This window comes from Pseudomonas sp. GL_103 (genome assembly GCF_057835175.1).
The window spans coordinates 3,662,296-3,678,960 of the sequence record NZ_CM174420.1; the positions used below are offsets into that span (position 1 = coordinate 3,662,296).

The window sequence follows — 16,665 nt, forward strand, 5'->3', positions numbered from 1 at the left end:
ACGCGTGCAGTGGATGATCACAGGAATCGTAAACATGAACTCCAAGTGCTATTGCACAGGTTGGTCGCTCGTGGCCGGTCTGGCGGCAAGCGTACTGGCATTGCCGGGCTTCGCTGCCGCATTGACACTCGATGAAGCGCTGCGGCTGGCCGAAAACAATGCGCCGTCGCTTACCGCACAAGACGCCAAAATTCAGGCTGCCAGCAGTGCGGCTATTCCAGCGGGTGAATTACCTGACCCCAAGTTGCTGGCAGGTGTGCAGAACTACCCCATCGGCGGCCCGGATCGCTGGAGCATCAACGACGACTTCATGACCATGCAAATGATCGGAGTCAGGCAAGAGATGCCCAACGGTGACAAGCGCAAGGCTCGCATCGAGGTCGCCAACGCTGCCGTTGATCGCGCTGCCGCCGAGCGTCGAGTTGCACGACTGAACGTACGCCAATCCACGGCATTGGCCTGGATCAGCAGCTACTCGGTCGAGCGCAAAGATGCGCTGTTCCAGGACTTATATAAAGAAAACCGCCTGCTGACCGACACCGTCCGGGCGCAAATTGCCGGTGGTCGCGCTCAACCCGCCGATGCGGTGACGCCCAAGCAAGAAGCGGCCCGACTGGCGGAGCAACAGGACGATCTGGCTCTCCAGAGAGCGCAGGCCCGAGCGGCCCTCAAACGCTGGATCGGCTCCGCCGCCAACGACAAGCCTGTGGGCAGCTTGCCTGACTGGCCCGTCGATACCTCAAGCTATACCCATAAACTGCAACACCACCCCGAGTTGGCAGCGTTTGCGCCGATGACCCGCGAAGCGCAAGCCAAGGTTAGTGAAGCCGTGTCGCAGAAGCAGTCGGACTGGAGCTGGGAGCTGGATTACCAGCACCGTGGTCGTGAGTTTGGCGATATGGTCAGCGTGCAATTGTCCTGGGACTTGCCGCTGTTTCCTGACTCCCGGCAAAACCCCAAAATCGCAGCCAAACAGGCCGAACTCAGTCAGCTTGAGGCTGAGCGCGAAGCCCTGTCACGCGAGCACACTCAGCAACTGGAAAACGAACTGGCTGACTATGAGCGCCTGAATCGTGCGGTAAGCCGCAACCAGGAAAGCCTCTTGCCCCTGGCCAGGGAAAAGGTCGAACTCAGCATGGCCAGCTACCGTGCCGGCAAAGGCGATTTAAACGCCGTTGTTACCGCCCGACGTGAACTCATCGAAGCCCGACTCAAACAGATCGACGTGGAAGAACAGCGAGCACTGACCAGTGCGCGTCTGTTTTTTGCTTATGGGGAGTCCGGCCAATGAGCCTTGAAAAATGGAACGGGGCATTGCTGGTTGGCCTCTCGCTGGCATTGGGTGTTGCCGCTGGTTACTGGTTCGCTCACCAGCGCATGAGCGGAGTACCAGGTACCGCTTCGGAGCAGAGCCCTAATTCACCGGACGAACGCAAGGCTCTGTACTGGTACGACCCCATGTACCCGCAGCAAAAGTTCGATAAACCGGGTAAGTCCCCCTTCATGGACATGCAACTGGTCCCCCAGTACGCCAGCGGCGTCGAGGATCGTGCGACCGTCAGTATCGATCCGAGCCTGACCCAGAATCTCGGTCTGCGTTTTGCGACCGTCACTCGCGGAGTCTTTGACTCCAGCCTCGATGTGACAGGTGTCCTGGCGTTCAACGAACGGGATGTCGCAGTGATTCAGGCACGCACCCCTGGCTTTGTGGAGCGGGTCTATGCCCATGCACCCGGTGATCTGCTCAAAGCCAACGCGGCATTGGCGGATATCCTGGTGCCGGACTGGGCGGCCGCCCAGACAGAGTTCCTTGCCCTCAAGCGCAACGATGATGCTGACCTGCTGGCGGCGGCCCGTCAGCGACTGCGGCTCACAGGGATGCCGGCTGCGCTGATCACCCAGGTAGAGCGCAGTGGCAAAGTCCAGCCGAACCTGACCCTCACCAGCCCCATCAGCGGCGTGCTGCAAGAGTTGAACGTGCGTGCGGGTATGACCGTGTCGGCTGGCGAGACTCTGGCACGCGTCAATGGCTTGAGCAGTGTCTGGCTGGCCGTGGCCGTTCCGGAATCGGATGCCGGAGCTATCACCGTGGGGCAGGCAGTCGAAGCGCGCTTGCCAGCCTTTCCAGGGACAACGCTCAGTGGCAAGGTCAGCGCGATTTTGCCCGAAACCAATCCGGACAGCCGCACCCTTCGCGTACGGGTGGAACTGCCCAATCCAGATGGGCGCCTGAGACCAGGTTTGACGGCGCAGGTCCGCCTGAATCGTACATCTGAGCAAAGTGTATTGTGGGTGCCGAGCGAAGCGGTGATTCGCACTGGCCGACGTGCCCTGGTGATGCTCGCCGAAGACGCCGGCCGCTACCGCCCGGTGGAGGTGCAACCCGGGCAGGAAAGCGATGGCAAGACGGCGATTTTGAAAGGACTGGAAGAAGGCCAGAAGGTGGTTACGTCTGGCCAGTTCCTCCTCGATTCCGAGGCCAGTCTCAAGGGCATTGTTGCTCGCACGGAGCAAGAGTCGCCACCCAGTGGAGCAGCCGCCAGTTTGCATGAGGCGGATGGGCAGATCGTTGAGATCAACGACAAAGAAGTCACGCTCGCCCACGGTCCCTTCAAGACGCTGGGCATGCCTGGCATGACGATGACGTTCCCTCTCGCCAGTCCGGCGCTGATGCAGGGCCTCAAGGCGGGTGACAAGGTTCGGGTCGCAGTGAGCCAGACCGACGATGGCTTGCGTGTCGAGCGCCTGGATAAATCGGGGGGCCAGCCATGATTGCTACCCTGATTCGTTGGTCGGTGGCCAACCGATTCCTGGTGCTACTGGCGACATTGTTCGTCACGGCGTGGGGGATCTGGTCGGTGCAGAGCACGCCCATCGATGCGCTGCCAGACCTTTCCGATGTGCAGGTGATTATCCGCACCCCTTATGCAGGACAAGCGCCGCAGATTGTCGAGAACCAGGTGACCTATCCGTTGGCCACCACCATGCTCTCGGTGCCCGGCGCCAAGACCGTGCGTGGTTATTCCTTCTTCGGTGACAGCTTCGTTTACGTGCTGTTCGAAGACGGCACGGATTTGTATTGGGCTCGCTCACGGGTGTTGGAATACCTGAGCCAAATACAAAGTCGGTTGCCGGCCAGCGCCAAGACGGCGTTGGGGCCGGATGCGACGGGAGTGGGCTGGATCTATCAATACGCACTGGTGGATCGCAGTGGTGGACACGACCTGGCGCAACTGCGCGCGCTTCAGGACTGGTTCCTCAAGTTCGAACTCAAGACGCTGCCCAACGTCGCAGAGGTAGCGACGGTCGGCGGGATGGTCAAGCAGTACCAAGTGCAGCTGGATCCGCTGAAACTGGCGAGCCTCGGCATCACTCAGGCCGAGGTCACCGACGCTATCGGCAAGGCTAACCAGGAAACCGGAGGCGCAGTGCTGGAGATGGCAGAGACCGAGTTCATCGTGCGGGCTTCCGGTTACTTGAAGACGCTCAATGATTTTCGGGCGATTCCACTCAAGTTGGGTGCGGGTGGTGTTCCAGTGACCCTTGGCGATGTCGCCACGATCCAGTCGGGACCGGAAATGCGCCGTGGCATCAGCGAACTCGACGGCGAAGGCGAGACGGTCGGTGGCGTGGTGATTTTGCGCAGCGGCAAGAACGCTCGCGAGACCATTGCAGCGGTCAAGACCAAACTCGACGAACTGAAAGGCAGTCTGCCGGCCGGGGTGGAAATCGTCACCACCTACGACCGCAGCAAGCTGATCGACCGCGCGGTGGAAAATCTCAGCCACAAGCTGCTCGAAGAGTTCATCGTCGTCGCGTTGGTCTGCGGGATCTTTCTCTGGCACTTGCGCTCATCGCTGGTGGCGATCATCTCTCTGCCGGTGGGGGTGCTGATGGCCTTCATCGTCATGCGCTACCAGGGCATCAACGCCAACATCATGTCCTTGGGCGGGATTGCCATCGCCATCGGCGCCATGGTCGATGCCGCCGTGGTGATGATCGAGAACGCCCACAAAAAGATTGAGGCCTGGCACGTGGCCAATCCAGGGGAGGAACTGAAGGGTGAGCGTCATTGGCATGTCATGACCGAAGCAGCGGCAGAGGTAGGCCCGGCGCTTTTCTTCTGTTTGCTGATCATCACCCTGTCGTTCATTCCGGTGTTCACGCTGCAAGCTCAGGAAGGACGGCTGTTCGGCCCTTTGGCGTTCACCAAGACCTACGCCATGGCCGCAGCAGCGGGATTGTCGGTGACTCTGGTGCCGGTGCTGATGGGCTACTGGATTCGAGGACGAATCCCCAGTGAGCAACAGAACCCGTTGAACCGGTGGTTGATTCGTATCTATCAGCCGGCCCTGGACGCGGTCTTGCGTCGACCGAAGATCACGCTGCTGGTGGCGCTGTTGGTTTTTGTCAGTGCGCTATGGCCAATGTCGCGTTTGGGTGGCGAGTTTCTCCCCCCGCTGGACGAGGGCGACCTGCTCTATATGCCTTCTGCCCTGCCGGGATTGTCGGCGCAGAAAGCGGCGCAACTGCTGCAACAGACCGACCGTTTGATCAAGACCGTGCCAGAGGTCGAGCACGTCTTCGGTAAAGCCGGTCGTGCCGAAACCGCCACCGACCCGGCACCGCTGGAAATGTTCGAAACCACCATCCAATTCAAGCCACATGAGCATTGGCGCGCAGGCATGACTCAGGAAAAACTGGTGGAGGAACTGGACCGTGTGGTGCGCGTGCCCGGTCTGACCAACATCTGGATACCGCCGATTCGTAACCGCATCGATATGCTGGCTACGGGGATCAAGAGTCCCATCGGCGTGAAAGTTGCCGGCACCAACCTTACGGAAATTGATGCTGTCACCCAAGCGGTCGAGCGAGTAGCCAAGGATGTACCCGGTGTCAGTTCGGCCCTGGCCGAGCGGCTGACTGGCGGTCGCTATATCGATGTCGATATCGACCGCAAAGCCGCCGCCCGCTATGGGCTCAACATCGCCGATGTGCAGTCCATCGTGGCCGGTGCCATCGGTGGTGAAAATGTCGGGGAGACCATTGAAGGTCTCGCGCGTTTCCCGATCAACGTACGTTACCCACGGGAGTGGCGCGACTCGCTCGGCGCCCTGGAACAATTGCCGATCTACACCCCGCTCGGGAGCCAGATCACCCTGGGCACTGTGGCGAAGGTCAAGGTCAGCGACGGCCCACCGATGCTCAAGAGCGAGAATGCAAGGCCTTCAGGCTGGGTGTACATCGATGTTCGAGGCAGGGACATCGCTTCTGTGGTCGCCGACCTACGCCGGGTCGTCAATGAGCAGGTCAAGTTGCAGCCCGGCATGAGCCTCAGTTACTCAGGACAGTTCGAGTTTCTCGAAAGGGCCAACGCACGACTCAAACTGGTGGTGCCTGCCACGCTGCTGATCATCTTCGTGTTGCTCTACCTGACTTTTGCCCGATTCGATGAGGCCCTGCTGATCATGGCCACTCTGCCATTCGCACTGACCGGGGGGGCATGGTTTCTCTATCTTTTGGGCTTCAACCTGTCGGTCGCCACGGGGGTCGGCTTCATCGCCTTGGCCGGCGTTTCTGCCGAGTTCGGCGTGATTATGTTGCTCTACCTGAAAAATGCCTGGGCCGAACGTGTAGACCTTGGCGACAGCACTGAACGCGGGCTGGTTGCCGCGATTCGTGAAGGTGCTGTGCAGCGTGTTCGACCCAAGGCCATGACCGTGGCGGTGATCATTGCCGGTCTGTTACCCATCCTGTTGGGCAGCGGCACCGGCAGCGAAGTCATGAGCCGCATCGCCGCGCCCATGGTCGGCGGTATGGTCACGGCACCTTTGCTGTCTCTGTTCGTCATTCCGGCAGCGTATCGCCTGATGCGTCGCCGTCACCTCCAAGTTGAACCCACCTCCCCTCAAGGAAAAGTCGTATGAAACTGACCCTGATTGCAGTTGCAAGCACCGTAGTTATGCTGTCGTTTTCTGCCCTGGCAGAGGATATGCCGGGCATGAAAATGGACGGTATGGAGGGCATGCAGAAGCAGCAAGAAATAAAGCAGACCCCCGTCGCCGCTGCCGAGGGAACGATCAAGGCTATCGATACTACGAAGAATACGGTGACCATCGCTCACGGCGCTGTTCCAGCTGTGCAATGGCCAGCGATGACCATGGCCTTTTCCGTAACGCAAGATCAGCTAACAGGACTGACAGCGGGAGATCGCGTGACGTTCTCCTTCCGGCTAGAGGGTAACAGCGCCTCGATTGTGTCCATTAAAAAGTAAATTCCGGTGGTGGAAGTGTCCGGCACGTTTTGTCGTGCCGGACATAACCCATTTAATCCGCTGGTTCGGGAAAAACGGAGGGTTCGGGGTTTTGTGAACGGCTGGCATTTGCTTACCCGTCCAGTACCGTCTCCTCTTGCGTCATCCTCGTCAGTGTTTCAGACCTGCGACAGATTTCGAAAAAAAGTCGCAAGCCCCGCGATTCTTCAGGGCTTGCGACTCATTGCCGATACGTCCTTCAAACCCCCGGGACGTCATCGACGGGTATGCCTGCCGTGTTCATTACCGAACGTGCGGGCCTAGTTCTCTATCTCAACCGTATCGAAATCCGGTGCGTCAGGTGCGTCTGGGGCATCTGGTGCATCCGGGGCGTCAGCCACATCCTCTCTGGCCGCCCGCGCCTTGGCTTTGTCAGCCTCTCTGGCTACGTTCGCCTTGGCTTTGGCTGCGTCTCTGGTTGCATCCGCAGCAGCCCGTGCAGCATCCCTGGCAGCATCTGCGTCGGCCTTGGCGGCGTCCCTGGCTGCATCCGCAGCGGCCCGGGCAGCGTCTCTGGCTGCATCTGCCTCTGCGCGCGGTACGCCAGCAGCTCTTGCGGCATCCCGGATTGCATCCGCCTCAGCTCTGGCGACGTCCCGGGCCGTATCCGCAGCGGCTTTTGCCGCATCCCGGGCTGCATCTGCATCAGCCTTGGCTGCGTCTCTGGCTACATCAGCGTCATTTCTGGCAACGCCTCTGTCTTCCGCGGCTTCCCTGGCAGCGTCAGCAGCGTCTTCTGCAGCTTCCCTTGCAGCGTCACCAACGTCTTCTGCGGCTTCCCTTGCAGCGTCATCGGCGTCTTCTGCGGCTTCCCTTGCAGCGTCACCGGCGTCTTCTGCGGCTTCCCTTGCAGCGTCACCGGCGTCTTCTGCGGCTTCCCTGGCTGCATCTGCAGCGTTATCCGCGTCGTTGTCATCGTCGTTGTCTTGCGCCTTGCCTGGGCCTCTATTCCCGGCCATATCACCATGGTCATCGTCGTTGTCACGCGCATTGCCCGGGCCTCTGTTCCCGGCCATACCACCATGGTCAGCATCACCGCGACCGTCACCGCCATGGCCTGCTGCACCATGACCGCCACCGCCGTCACCACCATGCCCACCGCCTCCGGAGCCTCCACTGCCAGAGCCACCGCCGCCGCTGCCGCCACCACCGTGGCCGCCTCCGCCGCCGCCGTCACCACCGTGACCACCACCTCCGGAGCCGCCGCCACCGCCGTTACCACCGCCTCCGGAGCCGCCGCCACCGCCGTTACCACCGCCACCGGAACCGCCGCCACCACCGTGACCACCGCCTCCGGAACCGCCGCCACCGCCGTGACCGCCACCGCCTCCGCCGCTACCACCACCGCCGCTGCCACCATCTTTGGCATACACGCTGGAGAAACTACTGATGTAATCGGGCACCAAAACAGTCGATGCCGACAGGACCCCGCCTATTGCCAGAGCCAACAAACATTTCTTGAGCAGCATGATGCACCTCCGCTTGGAGTTGCGTTGTCACCTCCCTATCGAACGCAATGTCCAGTGAGTTCGCGGCCGCCCATTGGAGCGGCCAGCCAACCGGCACGGCCATAAATCTGCAGCAACAACGAGCCACTGCGGTTTCCGTACGATCCCTCGGAGCCAGCTGGTATCTTTGCGTGGGAAATATTCCCACATCATTTAGATTAGTACTGTCAGGCCGGGTGTCAACGACCAGATATCAGATCCATGGCACGCGTTGAGCAATCAGCCAAAAGCAGACAGAGGACGCAGCAATAACCAATGAGTAGCTATGCTTGGTTTGTTGCCAGGCTCTCTTGGCAACATCGTGAAAGGAGGCGTTTGAGATGCAACTCATCACGTTGAAAATCGAAAAGCCGGATGTGACGAATTTCATTCTGGGTCAGACGCACTTCATCAAGTCCGTCGAGGACATCCACGAAGCGCTGGTCAATACCGTGCCAGGTATCCAGTTTGGCGTGGCCTTTTGTGAAGCTTCCGGCAAATGCCTGGTGCGATGGTCCGGCACCGATACCTCAATGATTGAACTTGCACAGAGGAATGCGAAAGCCATCGCCGCAGGCCATAGCTTCATCATTTTCCTGGGTGACGGTTTCTATCCGCTGAACGTGTTGAACACCATCAAAATGGTGCCAGAGGTATGCCGTATTTTTTGTGCAACAGCCAATCCAACCGAAGTGATTCTCGCTGAGACGCAGCAAGGGCGAGCGATCCTGGGCGTAGTGGATGGCTATTGTGCCAATGACATCGAAGGCGATGAAGACATCCTGTGGCGCAAGAACTTGTTGCGGCAGATTGGCTACAAACTGTGAATTGCAGAGCGTGCCCCACCCACGCTCAACCGGCGCATGCTACTCGGCGCGTGACGCCCTGTTTGGGACGGTACTGCGGGTGCTGGCACACCACGTGACGTAACAAATTACCTGAATGCGTTACGCAAGAGCAGTTCACACCGTCCCAAGACGCTGGCCTGACCAGCCTCCTGATGTAACGAATCAAGTCAAAATGTTTACCTGCAGAGCAGATCCTTATACGATGAAGTCCGCTTCTACTGCTCTCCATCGGGCCTGAGCAGTCCGTGGTTACTATGCATGACAAAGCGACTTAACAAATTGTGCTCTATGGCCATGCAAGATTTTGCGCGGCAAACAAGCAAAAACTGTATACAAGTTCATTCATTCATACAATCAAATAAAACAACATTGAGCACCTGAACGATGAACAACCCTGATTTACTGACTGAACGCTCCAAAGCCTTCAGCATAGTTATAGTAAATTACAAAACACCAGAAATCACCAAGATATGCCTGGACTTATTACACCAGCATTTTGGCAGCAACAGTGTCCCGGTATGGGTGGTTGACAACTATTCCGCCGATGAGAGCACTGAGTACTTACGAACTCTTGACTGGATCAATTTGATCGAGCGCTCTGTTTCCGAACCAGAAGCGGGCCATATTGCGCATGGCAAGGCACTTGACATGGTTCTGGAGCGAATTGACACCGATTATTTATTCCTGATGCACACCGATACATTTGTTTTCGACAAGAATGTTTTTTCGATGATGCTGAATAAATGCTTGAACAATCCAAAAGTCGTGGCCGTCGGTTGTGTCGAGCAAATAAACCGCGGCACCATGAGAACTGTCTGGCGCTATAGCTCACGACTATTCAAGCATCACTTCAGACGCCTGAAAATCTCCATGGGATTGCGTTCAAGAGAACCAAAGCCTTACAAAGAAGTCTATTTGAAAAGTTTCTGCACATTGTGGAACTGCAAGCTTGTCAAACAGCACAACATGCACTTTTCGATGGATGATCGCGTGCCTGGCTATACGCTTCAGGACCGCATGACCGCGCTGGGTTATGTCGTTGAAATGTTATCGCCACGTAAAATCTTCAGCTATCTGGATCACATTCAGTCCGGCACTGTTGCAGCGGTTGGCGGCTATGGTGAAACTCATAGACGAACCAAAATGTACAACAACATCCTTAAGCGTCTGAACAAGGACGACAGAACAAATTGAGCTGCGAATAGACTCAACGAGCAGGGCGTTCAACCCTGCGTGAAGTCACCCATAGGTTTTTATATCAGGTCATTGGAGCGGTAATGGCACCCATCACTCAAGCACTACCTATCACCCTGTCCCCGGAGCTTGATTTCGACCAGAATGCCGCCAGCGCCTTTGGTGCCTCGTTGACCGGTAGCTATGTTCAGGCTACGCCATTTCCGCACATAGTCATCGACAACTTCTTGCACGAAGACCTGATTGCGAGCATCTGCTCGCACTTCCCGGTCGAGCCAACCAACAACGAAATGCTCTACGAGCGCGGCTATAAAGGTCAACGAAAACGTCAGATCAGTCCCAACGAATGCGACCCCTATTTGAAGACTGTTTTCAACGCCTTTAACTCGGCCCCCATGTTGCAGTTTCTTGAAAAGCTCACAGGCATCGAAGGGTTGATACCCGACCCCTACTTTGCCGGCGGCGGCCTGCATGAAACGAAAAGCGGTGGTTTCCTGGGGGTGCACTCGGACTTCAGGCTCAACAAAAAGCTTAATGTCGAGCGCAGACTGAATATCATCATTTATCTGAATGAAGACTGGCAGGAGGAATACGGCGGCAACCTGGAACTTTGGGATGTCGGCATGAAGACCTGCCTTAAAAAAGTCCTGCCCATTTACAATCGCTGTGTCATTTTCAACACAGACAAGGACAGCAATCATGGGCACCCGGAGCCTTTAACGACTCCAGAGCACATCACCCGCAGGTCTATCGCGCTTTATTACTACACCGCGGGAACCATGGCGATCGATCCGGCACAAAGAAACAAAACCCACTACAAACCAAGGCCCAAAGATCGTTTAAGCCTGAAGTACTACATCAATAAACTGATCAAGAAGAAAAACTGAACTGCAAAACGCCCGGGAACGGACAATGACGTCATACCGCGGACCAGCAGGAATTGTCCCGGTATGTCGATACCGAACAGGGCGCGCAGCAGGCAACGGCCAGGAATCAGAACGCGTGGCTGAGCAACAGTCCTGCCTCGCCATCCGGGCTGGCGTCGGAAAAGCCCTTGACGGCATACAGCTGAAACTTCCATTGCTGATTGAGCTTGTGCGTGAGGAAGAGCGTGAGTTCCTTGATCTCGTCGCCCGTGGAAACGACCTTCTGCCGCCAGTCGTAGGACACGCCCGCCGTGGTGCGCGCAAACACGGGCATGGCGAAGCCCAGGCCGGCGAATATCGGGTTGTCGAAGTCGGAGCCCGACGGGTCGCCGAACTTTTTCCAGCCCAGGGTCGCGAACCCGGTCACAGGACCGAAGGCTTTGGCGACATCGACCTGGGCGGAATAGTCGGTTTTGCCGGTGCCCAGGCACTCGTCTTCGTCGGCGGTGGGCAACTTGACCTTGCCGATCAGGTCCACGAACAGCCCGCCAACGCTGCCGTCAAGCACGGCATAGTCGGCACCGGCAACGGTGTCGCCCAGACCGCTTTCCACCTTGCCGCAACCACCGGGCAGCGGTTCGCCGTCAGGGCCGACCGAAGGATTGGTGATGCGTAGCCAGGGCACGGTGAGCTTGTAGGTCATGGGACCGGTTTCGTACCTGCCCACCAGCGGGACGTACCAGGTTTCGGACGTAGTACCGGTGCCATAGTCGCCCCGGGAGTAGTCGGTTCCGATCGAGGTCGTGAAGGTATCAGCCAAGGCCGGCAAGGCCAGGCTGGCAAGCCAACCGACGAGCAGGATGCGCTTGGGGTCCATGTTCACCTCGTGTCTGGCGTCATCGAAGTTCACACGCATGTTTTGGTGCGTGACTTACCCAGCCTAGTTACTTATGACGAAAGTGCATCATGACTGCACTGCTTAACCCGACTTGCCAGAGCGATCGACTTTTTCAACCGGCTCGACTTTTTCGACTTTTTCTACCTTCTCAACTTTTTCTGGTCGATCAACCTTCTCTACCTTCTCTGGCCGATCAACTTTCTCGACTTTCTCCGGACGTTCGACCTTTTCGACTTTCTCTACCTTCTCTACCCTCTCCACTTTCTCGACTTTACCGGATTGCTCGACCTTCTCGACTCGCTCTGACTTGCCGGACTTGTCCACGTCCACGTCCACGTCCACGTCCACGCGCTCTATCTTGTCGCCACCGCCATGACTGTCATTGCCCCCGTGGCGAGTATCGTCGACAACGCGGCCTTCGCTCTCGGAGCGGCCGCTCCTGTCACTGCCCGAACTCCCCGAATCTCCGGAGTTGCCAGAATTGCCAGAGCTGTCGGAGTCGCTCGAGTTGCCCGAGCCACTTGAGTCGTCGGTGTCTTGCTCGCTGGAACCGAGTCGTCCGTGCCGGTTGCTGGCTGAAGAATCGGAGCGCTCGCGGGGCAATTCGATACGCGTCGCCTGCACCTCCCGCGCGCCGGTGAACACGCCGTTGATCCGCACGCGTCGATCCAGCGCCAGTTCCGAAGCCTGCACACCGACAAACACGGTGTCGCGCGCCAGCGTCACATTAAAGCCGCCCACCACCAGATGGCTGTCCTGCCGGCCCTGTACCAGGCCCTCGATCACCGCATTGTGTGCCCGGCCGATGAAAGGCAGGCTCGGGTCGGGGCGGCTTTGGCTCACGTCCAGCTCGCGACCGGACCAGTGGCCGCGCACCAGCATTTCCTGCGCCGGGCCTGGGTGATTGCTGAGCTTGAGCCCCTGGAGATAGCCGCTGCGATCCACCGGGCCGATGGCACTGGCCTCCTTGAGGCCGGGCGCCCGGTCGATGCGGCTGGCCACCACTTCGCCACGAGCATCGCGCAGCCCGCTGACCCGTACGGGATCGCCCGGGCGCAGGCCGGCAGCGACCTGGGCACCCTTGGCCAGGCGTACCGGTTGCCCCATGACGCGCATGGGCATGGAATCGCGCGGCAGGGCTGTCAAAGGACCTTCGTAGGCGTGCAGGATAGAAATGCGCCCGGCCTCCAGACCGCGCCGGGAGTTGAACGCTTCCACGGCAACCACTTGGCCTACCGCCAGGCGGGTACTGGAGGTGGCAATGCCGTTCTCGCTGACAGGAACGTTTTTGTTGAAGTGCACTTCCACGCCGTTGACGCAGATCGAGGCGAACCCGGTGATGGTGCCGACAATGCCGGTACCACCGATTCCCCCGTTATCGTTGCTGATGCCCGTACCACCCACGCCGCCTGCAACGGCCCCAGTGCCGCCAATGCCGCCAGGGAGCTTTTTCAGCGGTGCGCCGGTACCACCGACTCCACCGTTGTCGGTGTCGATGCCGGTACCGCCCATGCCGCCAGGCGCTGCGCCCGTGCCGCCAGTGCCCCCTGGTGCCTGAATGACCGGCACTTCGCTGGTGCCCGCGTCATTCTGGCTGACACAGGCCGGGGCGGCTTGCAACACAATCGCAAACCCGAGGCCCAGAACGAGGGCGATTGCACGAATCAGGCGCAATTTGACGGTCATGGTTCAGGCGCTTTTGGCGAATTGGGATCGGAAGCTTCAGTGTAGAAGTACAGGCCGACCGTGATGCGCTGGCGCGGTTCAAGGCTGGGCAGGTCCCGGAATTCCAGTTCGCTGGCGAGTCGGTTGAAGCTCAACAGGGCCTGCATTCCCTCGCTGGCCACGGCCTCACGCAACGCCTCGACGCTCATCGGGGCCAGTGCATCATAGTGGACGCTGCGTTCAAAAAAGGCCGGGCCGTCGCTGCTCAGGTTGTGTACCGCAGCGCAGGCATGATCGTGCAGGTTATGGCCCAGGTAAGCGGTTTTCTCATCGAAGCCCTTTTGTGGCACGAAGGCCTGGGCTTCAAGGTGAACGCGCTCTTGTTCGTCAAGGCGCACGACGCCCAGGCGCAGCCACTCGTCCAATACCACCCGCGCCCTGATATCGGTGCTGACCTTCGCCACCAGGGCGTCAAAGGAGCGATCGCCGCCAACACTGGCCAGTCGAGGCAACGGCAGTGGCTGGCCGGCGTCGTTGCAAAAGGGCGCGTTGGCCCAGGCGTTGACCAGTTGCGCACCGAAGGTGATGTTTTCCGGAAGCGTGGAAGCAGCCGGGTCGCCGGTATTGCGCAAGCGCCGTACATCCTTGCGATGCACACCGGTGAGCAGGCTGATGCGGCTGTCGGTCGGTGCCTTCTCGCCCAGGCGGAACTCACGGTCCGCCACTTCGACGAAAACCTCCTTGAGCAGGTCGGCAAACACCAGGTAGGTGACGCCTTTGCGCAGCATCAGGCGTACCAGCGGCTGCATGACATGCCGCAAGGCTTTGAGGAGCGAGGTAGGCAGCGTGGACGATTGCATTCAGCGAATTCCTGGATAGATAATCCCAGTATAGCCATGTGGGAAATAATCCCATAAACCCAAGCACGTATTTTTTGCCACGCCTCATGCAAAACCGGTCCCCAGGGTTTTGCATGAGCCACAAAACGCTTCAGATCCGGCTGTTGTCGTCGCCGGGTTCGCCGCCGACATGGACACCGTGGTCATCACCAGGCTCGCCGCCAACGTGGACACCGTGGTCATCGCCTGGCTCGCCGCCGACGTGAACGCCGTGGTCGTCACCAGGCTCGCCGCCGACGTGATTGCCGTGATCATCGCCCGCTTCTGCATGGGTACCACCGCGACCGGAGTTTGCGCCTCCAGAACCGGCATGGCCCGAATTCCCATGGTCGCCGCCGCTGTGACCACTGTTGCCACCGCTTCCACTGTTACCACCGTGGCCACTGTTGCCGCCGCTCCCACTATTGCCACCATGGCCACCGCTCCCACTGTTCCCGCCGTGACCACCGCTACCGCCACCACCATTGCCGCCACCGCCGCTTCCACCACCACCACCACCACCACCATCCTTGGCATAGGCACTGGAGTCATGGGAAATGGAATCTGGTACCAGAACGATGGAAGCCGAAAGGACACCGCCAATTGCCAGAGCCAGCAATCCTCTCTTGAAAAGCAGGTAATTATTCATCGTGCATTCTCCTGGTGATTTACCGCGAGCAGTGTCAACGCCATACGCGTTGCAATCCGGGAGCGGCATGGGAGCAAACCGTCAAACCTGAAGCTTCTTCTGAATTCTTGCGCGTGGGATTTTTTCCCACACACAGAAGTTAGCCCTTTCTGGCTCAGGGTCAACCCGCGCAGGAGAAAGCCGACCGACGGCCAGGAACACGTATGGAGAGGGAGTAGCCCATGTCGGGGTGCATGGGTGTGTTTTTGCCGACCGCCAGGTTCACCTGGGCTTTCGCCAGCTCATCGCGCATGAATCCCCGGTCTCGAACAGGCGGAAACCGGGGTCATCCTTTACGTTTTAAACCGGAGGTTTACAGATGTGAAATACAGTCTGTTGATCGCTACCCAGGTACCGAGGTTTTTTGCGCACCGACACTGCCCGCCCTGCCGGCGACTACCAGTGCCACGCAACAGGCCAGTAACGAGAATGCGGCGAATGCGCCCATCACATGCAGGTAAGGCAACACGTGATTCCAGGCTCGAGCCACGCCCAGGAAAGCGGCGAATAGCCAACCGCTCATGGAAAGCGCACCCAACAAGGCGAGCCGCGTGCGGCCTGCACTGCGCAGTGCGACGAATGGAGCCTTTTGCAGCAGAGGGAAGCCGACTCGATGCAAGAGTGCACCGTTGAGGCTCAGCAGCGCGACGACCGTCACCTTGGCCCAGAGTTTCTGATTGAGCAGATACGCATCGCCTTCATTGAGATAACCCTGAAGCACCAGCAACAGTCCACTTGCCCAAAGGGCCAGCAGGGCAAGGCTGACGATCTTCTGGGTTTCATCGAGGTATTCAAGCCTCGCCTGGTCCAGTATTTCCTTGCGCCAACTCCAAAGCTTGTGATCCGCCTGCAACACCCTCCCCAGGGCAATACACGTAGCGAGCAGATGACCGTACACGAGAAGCATTTTGAGCATTGCCTTGACCTTTTTATTGTTTTGGCGCTGCGTTCCCTGCTTCGCTGAATTGAAAACGAATGATACAAATTTGCAATTGCGCTTTCAAGACAACCGCGAATTAACATTCACCAACACAGACCGCCATACGACTTTCGTCGTATATGGACCGCGCGTTTTGTTGTCGATTTCACAGCGTCTGGTTCGACTATCTTTCAGGGAACTGTCTCAAGGTGTCGCAGGCTTCCCTGCCTGAACCCTTAAACCAGAACCAATATCAGGAGAAGAGCATGCGCACACTGACCGTTGCCGCGTTCGTGAGTCTGGACGGCGTCATGCAGGCGCCCGGCGGGCCTGAGGAGGATTGCAGTGGCGGATTCCGCTTCGGTGGCTGGATCGTGCCCTACGCCGACGAAACCACCGGCCAGGCCGTAATGGACCTGTTCTCGCAGCCATTCGAGTTGCTGCTGGGGCGTCGTACCTACGACATCTTTGCCGCCTATTGGCCGAACATTCAGGCCGACGCACCCCATCACACCATCGCTGACCTGTTCAACACCGTCCCCAAGCATGTGGCCACCCATCGCGCCGACTCGCTGGCCTGGCACAACAGTCATGCGCTGGAGGGCAGCCTGGTCGACGCGATCAACGCGCTCAAGCGCCAGGACGGTCCCCGGCTACTGACCCAAGGCAGCGGCGACCTGGTGCGGCAACTGCTTGCCGCCGGCCTGGTGGACGAATTGCGGCTGATGATTCATCCCATCCTGCTGGGGCGCGGCAAGCGCCTGTTCGACGACAACGCACAAGCATCGGCCTTCACCCTGGTGAATTCGATCAGCTCCCCCGGAGGGGTGCTGATCGCCCGCTACACCCGCAGCGGCGAGGTGCGCACAGGTTCGTTCGAGGGCGTCAGGCAGCGATAGCCACCGTCTC

At 58.9% G+C, this 16,665-nt stretch carries 14 protein-coding genes; 8 read left to right on the top strand and 6 right to left on the bottom strand.

The window, feature by feature from the left end:
• Window positions 1-34: 34 nt before the first annotated feature.
• From AC3IP0_RS16450 to AC3IP0_RS16465, 4 genes are read left to right on the top strand one after another with little or no spacing between them, the layout of a single operon-like run.
• Window positions 35-1,291 (top strand): TolC family protein, encoded by a 1,257-nt coding sequence (locus AC3IP0_RS16450; RefSeq protein ID WP_489325328.1) that lies wholly within the window; start codon window positions 35-37, stop codon window positions 1,289-1,291.
• The gene (locus tag AC3IP0_RS16455) at window positions 1,288-2,772 is read left to right on the top strand and encodes an efflux RND transporter periplasmic adaptor subunit (RefSeq protein ID WP_489316171.1); all 1,485 of its coding nucleotides are present in this window, start codon (window positions 1,288-1,290) and stop codon (window positions 2,770-2,772) included. The genes AC3IP0_RS16450 and AC3IP0_RS16455 overlap by 4 nt, the downstream gene beginning before the upstream one ends.
• Window positions 2,769-5,927: an efflux RND transporter permease subunit gene (locus tag AC3IP0_RS16460; RefSeq protein ID WP_489325330.1), complete on the top strand. Its 3,159-nt coding sequence runs from the start codon at window positions 2,769-2,771 to the stop codon at window positions 5,925-5,927. The genes AC3IP0_RS16455 and AC3IP0_RS16460 overlap by 4 nt, the downstream gene beginning before the upstream one ends.
• Window positions 5,924-6,274: a copper-binding protein gene (locus AC3IP0_RS16465; protein ID WP_489316173.1), complete on the top strand. Its 351-nt coding sequence runs from the start codon at window positions 5,924-5,926 to the stop codon at window positions 6,272-6,274. The genes AC3IP0_RS16460 and AC3IP0_RS16465 overlap by 4 nt, the downstream gene beginning before the upstream one ends.
• Before the next feature lie 706 nt (window positions 6,275-6,980).
• Here AC3IP0_RS16465 and AC3IP0_RS16470 read toward each other — a convergent pair.
• On the bottom strand, window positions 6,981-7,682 hold the full coding sequence (locus tag AC3IP0_RS16470; RefSeq protein WP_489325331.1) for a hypothetical protein: 702 nt from the start codon (window positions 7,680-7,682) through the stop codon (window positions 6,981-6,983).
• A 459-nt stretch (window positions 7,683-8,141) separates the two neighbouring features.
• Between AC3IP0_RS16470 and AC3IP0_RS16475 the strand changes: the two genes are divergently transcribed.
• The 3 genes from AC3IP0_RS16475 to AC3IP0_RS16485 all read left to right on the top strand — a co-directional run bounded on the left by AC3IP0_RS16475 (window position 8,142) and on the right by AC3IP0_RS16485 (window position 10,729).
• A complete protein-coding gene (locus AC3IP0_RS16475) occupies window positions 8,142-8,627 on the top strand; it encodes an adenosine-specific kinase (protein WP_489325333.1) in 486 nt (161 codons plus the stop codon).
• Window positions 8,628-9,032: 405 nt separating this feature from the next.
• On the top strand, window positions 9,033-9,842 hold the full coding sequence (locus AC3IP0_RS16480) for a glycosyltransferase (RefSeq protein WP_489316175.1): 810 nt from the start codon (window positions 9,033-9,035) through the stop codon (window positions 9,840-9,842).
• An 83-nt stretch (window positions 9,843-9,925) separates the two neighbouring features.
• Window positions 9,926-10,729: a 2OG-Fe(II) oxygenase gene (locus AC3IP0_RS16485; RefSeq protein ID WP_489316176.1), complete on the top strand. Its 804-nt coding sequence runs from the start codon at window positions 9,926-9,928 to the stop codon at window positions 10,727-10,729.
• A gap of 106 nt (window positions 10,730-10,835) precedes the next feature.
• Here AC3IP0_RS16485 and AC3IP0_RS16490 read toward each other — a convergent pair whose 3' ends face one another.
• The 5 genes from AC3IP0_RS16490 to AC3IP0_RS16510 all read right to left on the bottom strand — a co-directional run bounded on the left by AC3IP0_RS16490 (window position 10,836) and on the right by AC3IP0_RS16510 (window position 15,753).
• Window positions 10,836-11,585: a hypothetical protein gene (locus tag AC3IP0_RS16490; RefSeq protein WP_489316177.1), complete on the bottom strand. Its 750-nt coding sequence runs from the start codon at window positions 11,583-11,585 to the stop codon at window positions 10,836-10,838.
• Between the two features lie 102 nt (window positions 11,586-11,687).
• Window positions 11,688-13,292: a DUF5666 domain-containing protein gene (locus AC3IP0_RS16495; RefSeq protein ID WP_489325334.1), complete on the bottom strand. Its 1,605-nt coding sequence runs from the start codon at window positions 13,290-13,292 to the stop codon at window positions 11,688-11,690.
• Window positions 13,289-14,131, bottom strand: a complete 843-nt coding sequence (locus AC3IP0_RS16500; protein ID WP_489325336.1) for a DUF6502 family protein — start codon at window positions 14,129-14,131, stop codon at window positions 13,289-13,291. Before AC3IP0_RS16500 ends, AC3IP0_RS16495 begins: the two co-directional genes overlap by 4 nt.
• A 130-nt stretch (window positions 14,132-14,261) precedes the next feature.
• On the bottom strand, window positions 14,262-14,798 hold the full coding sequence (locus AC3IP0_RS16505) for a hypothetical protein (protein ID WP_489325338.1): 537 nt from the start codon (window positions 14,796-14,798) through the stop codon (window positions 14,262-14,264).
• 382 nt (window positions 14,799-15,180) lie between these two features.
• Window positions 15,181-15,753, bottom strand: a complete 573-nt coding sequence (locus AC3IP0_RS16510) for a hypothetical protein (RefSeq protein WP_489325339.1) — start codon at window positions 15,751-15,753, stop codon at window positions 15,181-15,183.
• A 269-nt stretch (window positions 15,754-16,022) separates the two neighbouring features.
• On the opposite strand from AC3IP0_RS16510, the gene AC3IP0_RS16515 reads away from it, so the two are divergent.
• A complete protein-coding gene (locus tag AC3IP0_RS16515; protein WP_489325341.1) occupies window positions 16,023-16,655 on the top strand; it encodes a dihydrofolate reductase family protein in 633 nt (210 codons plus the stop codon).
• Window positions 16,656-16,665: the final 10 nt, after the last annotated feature.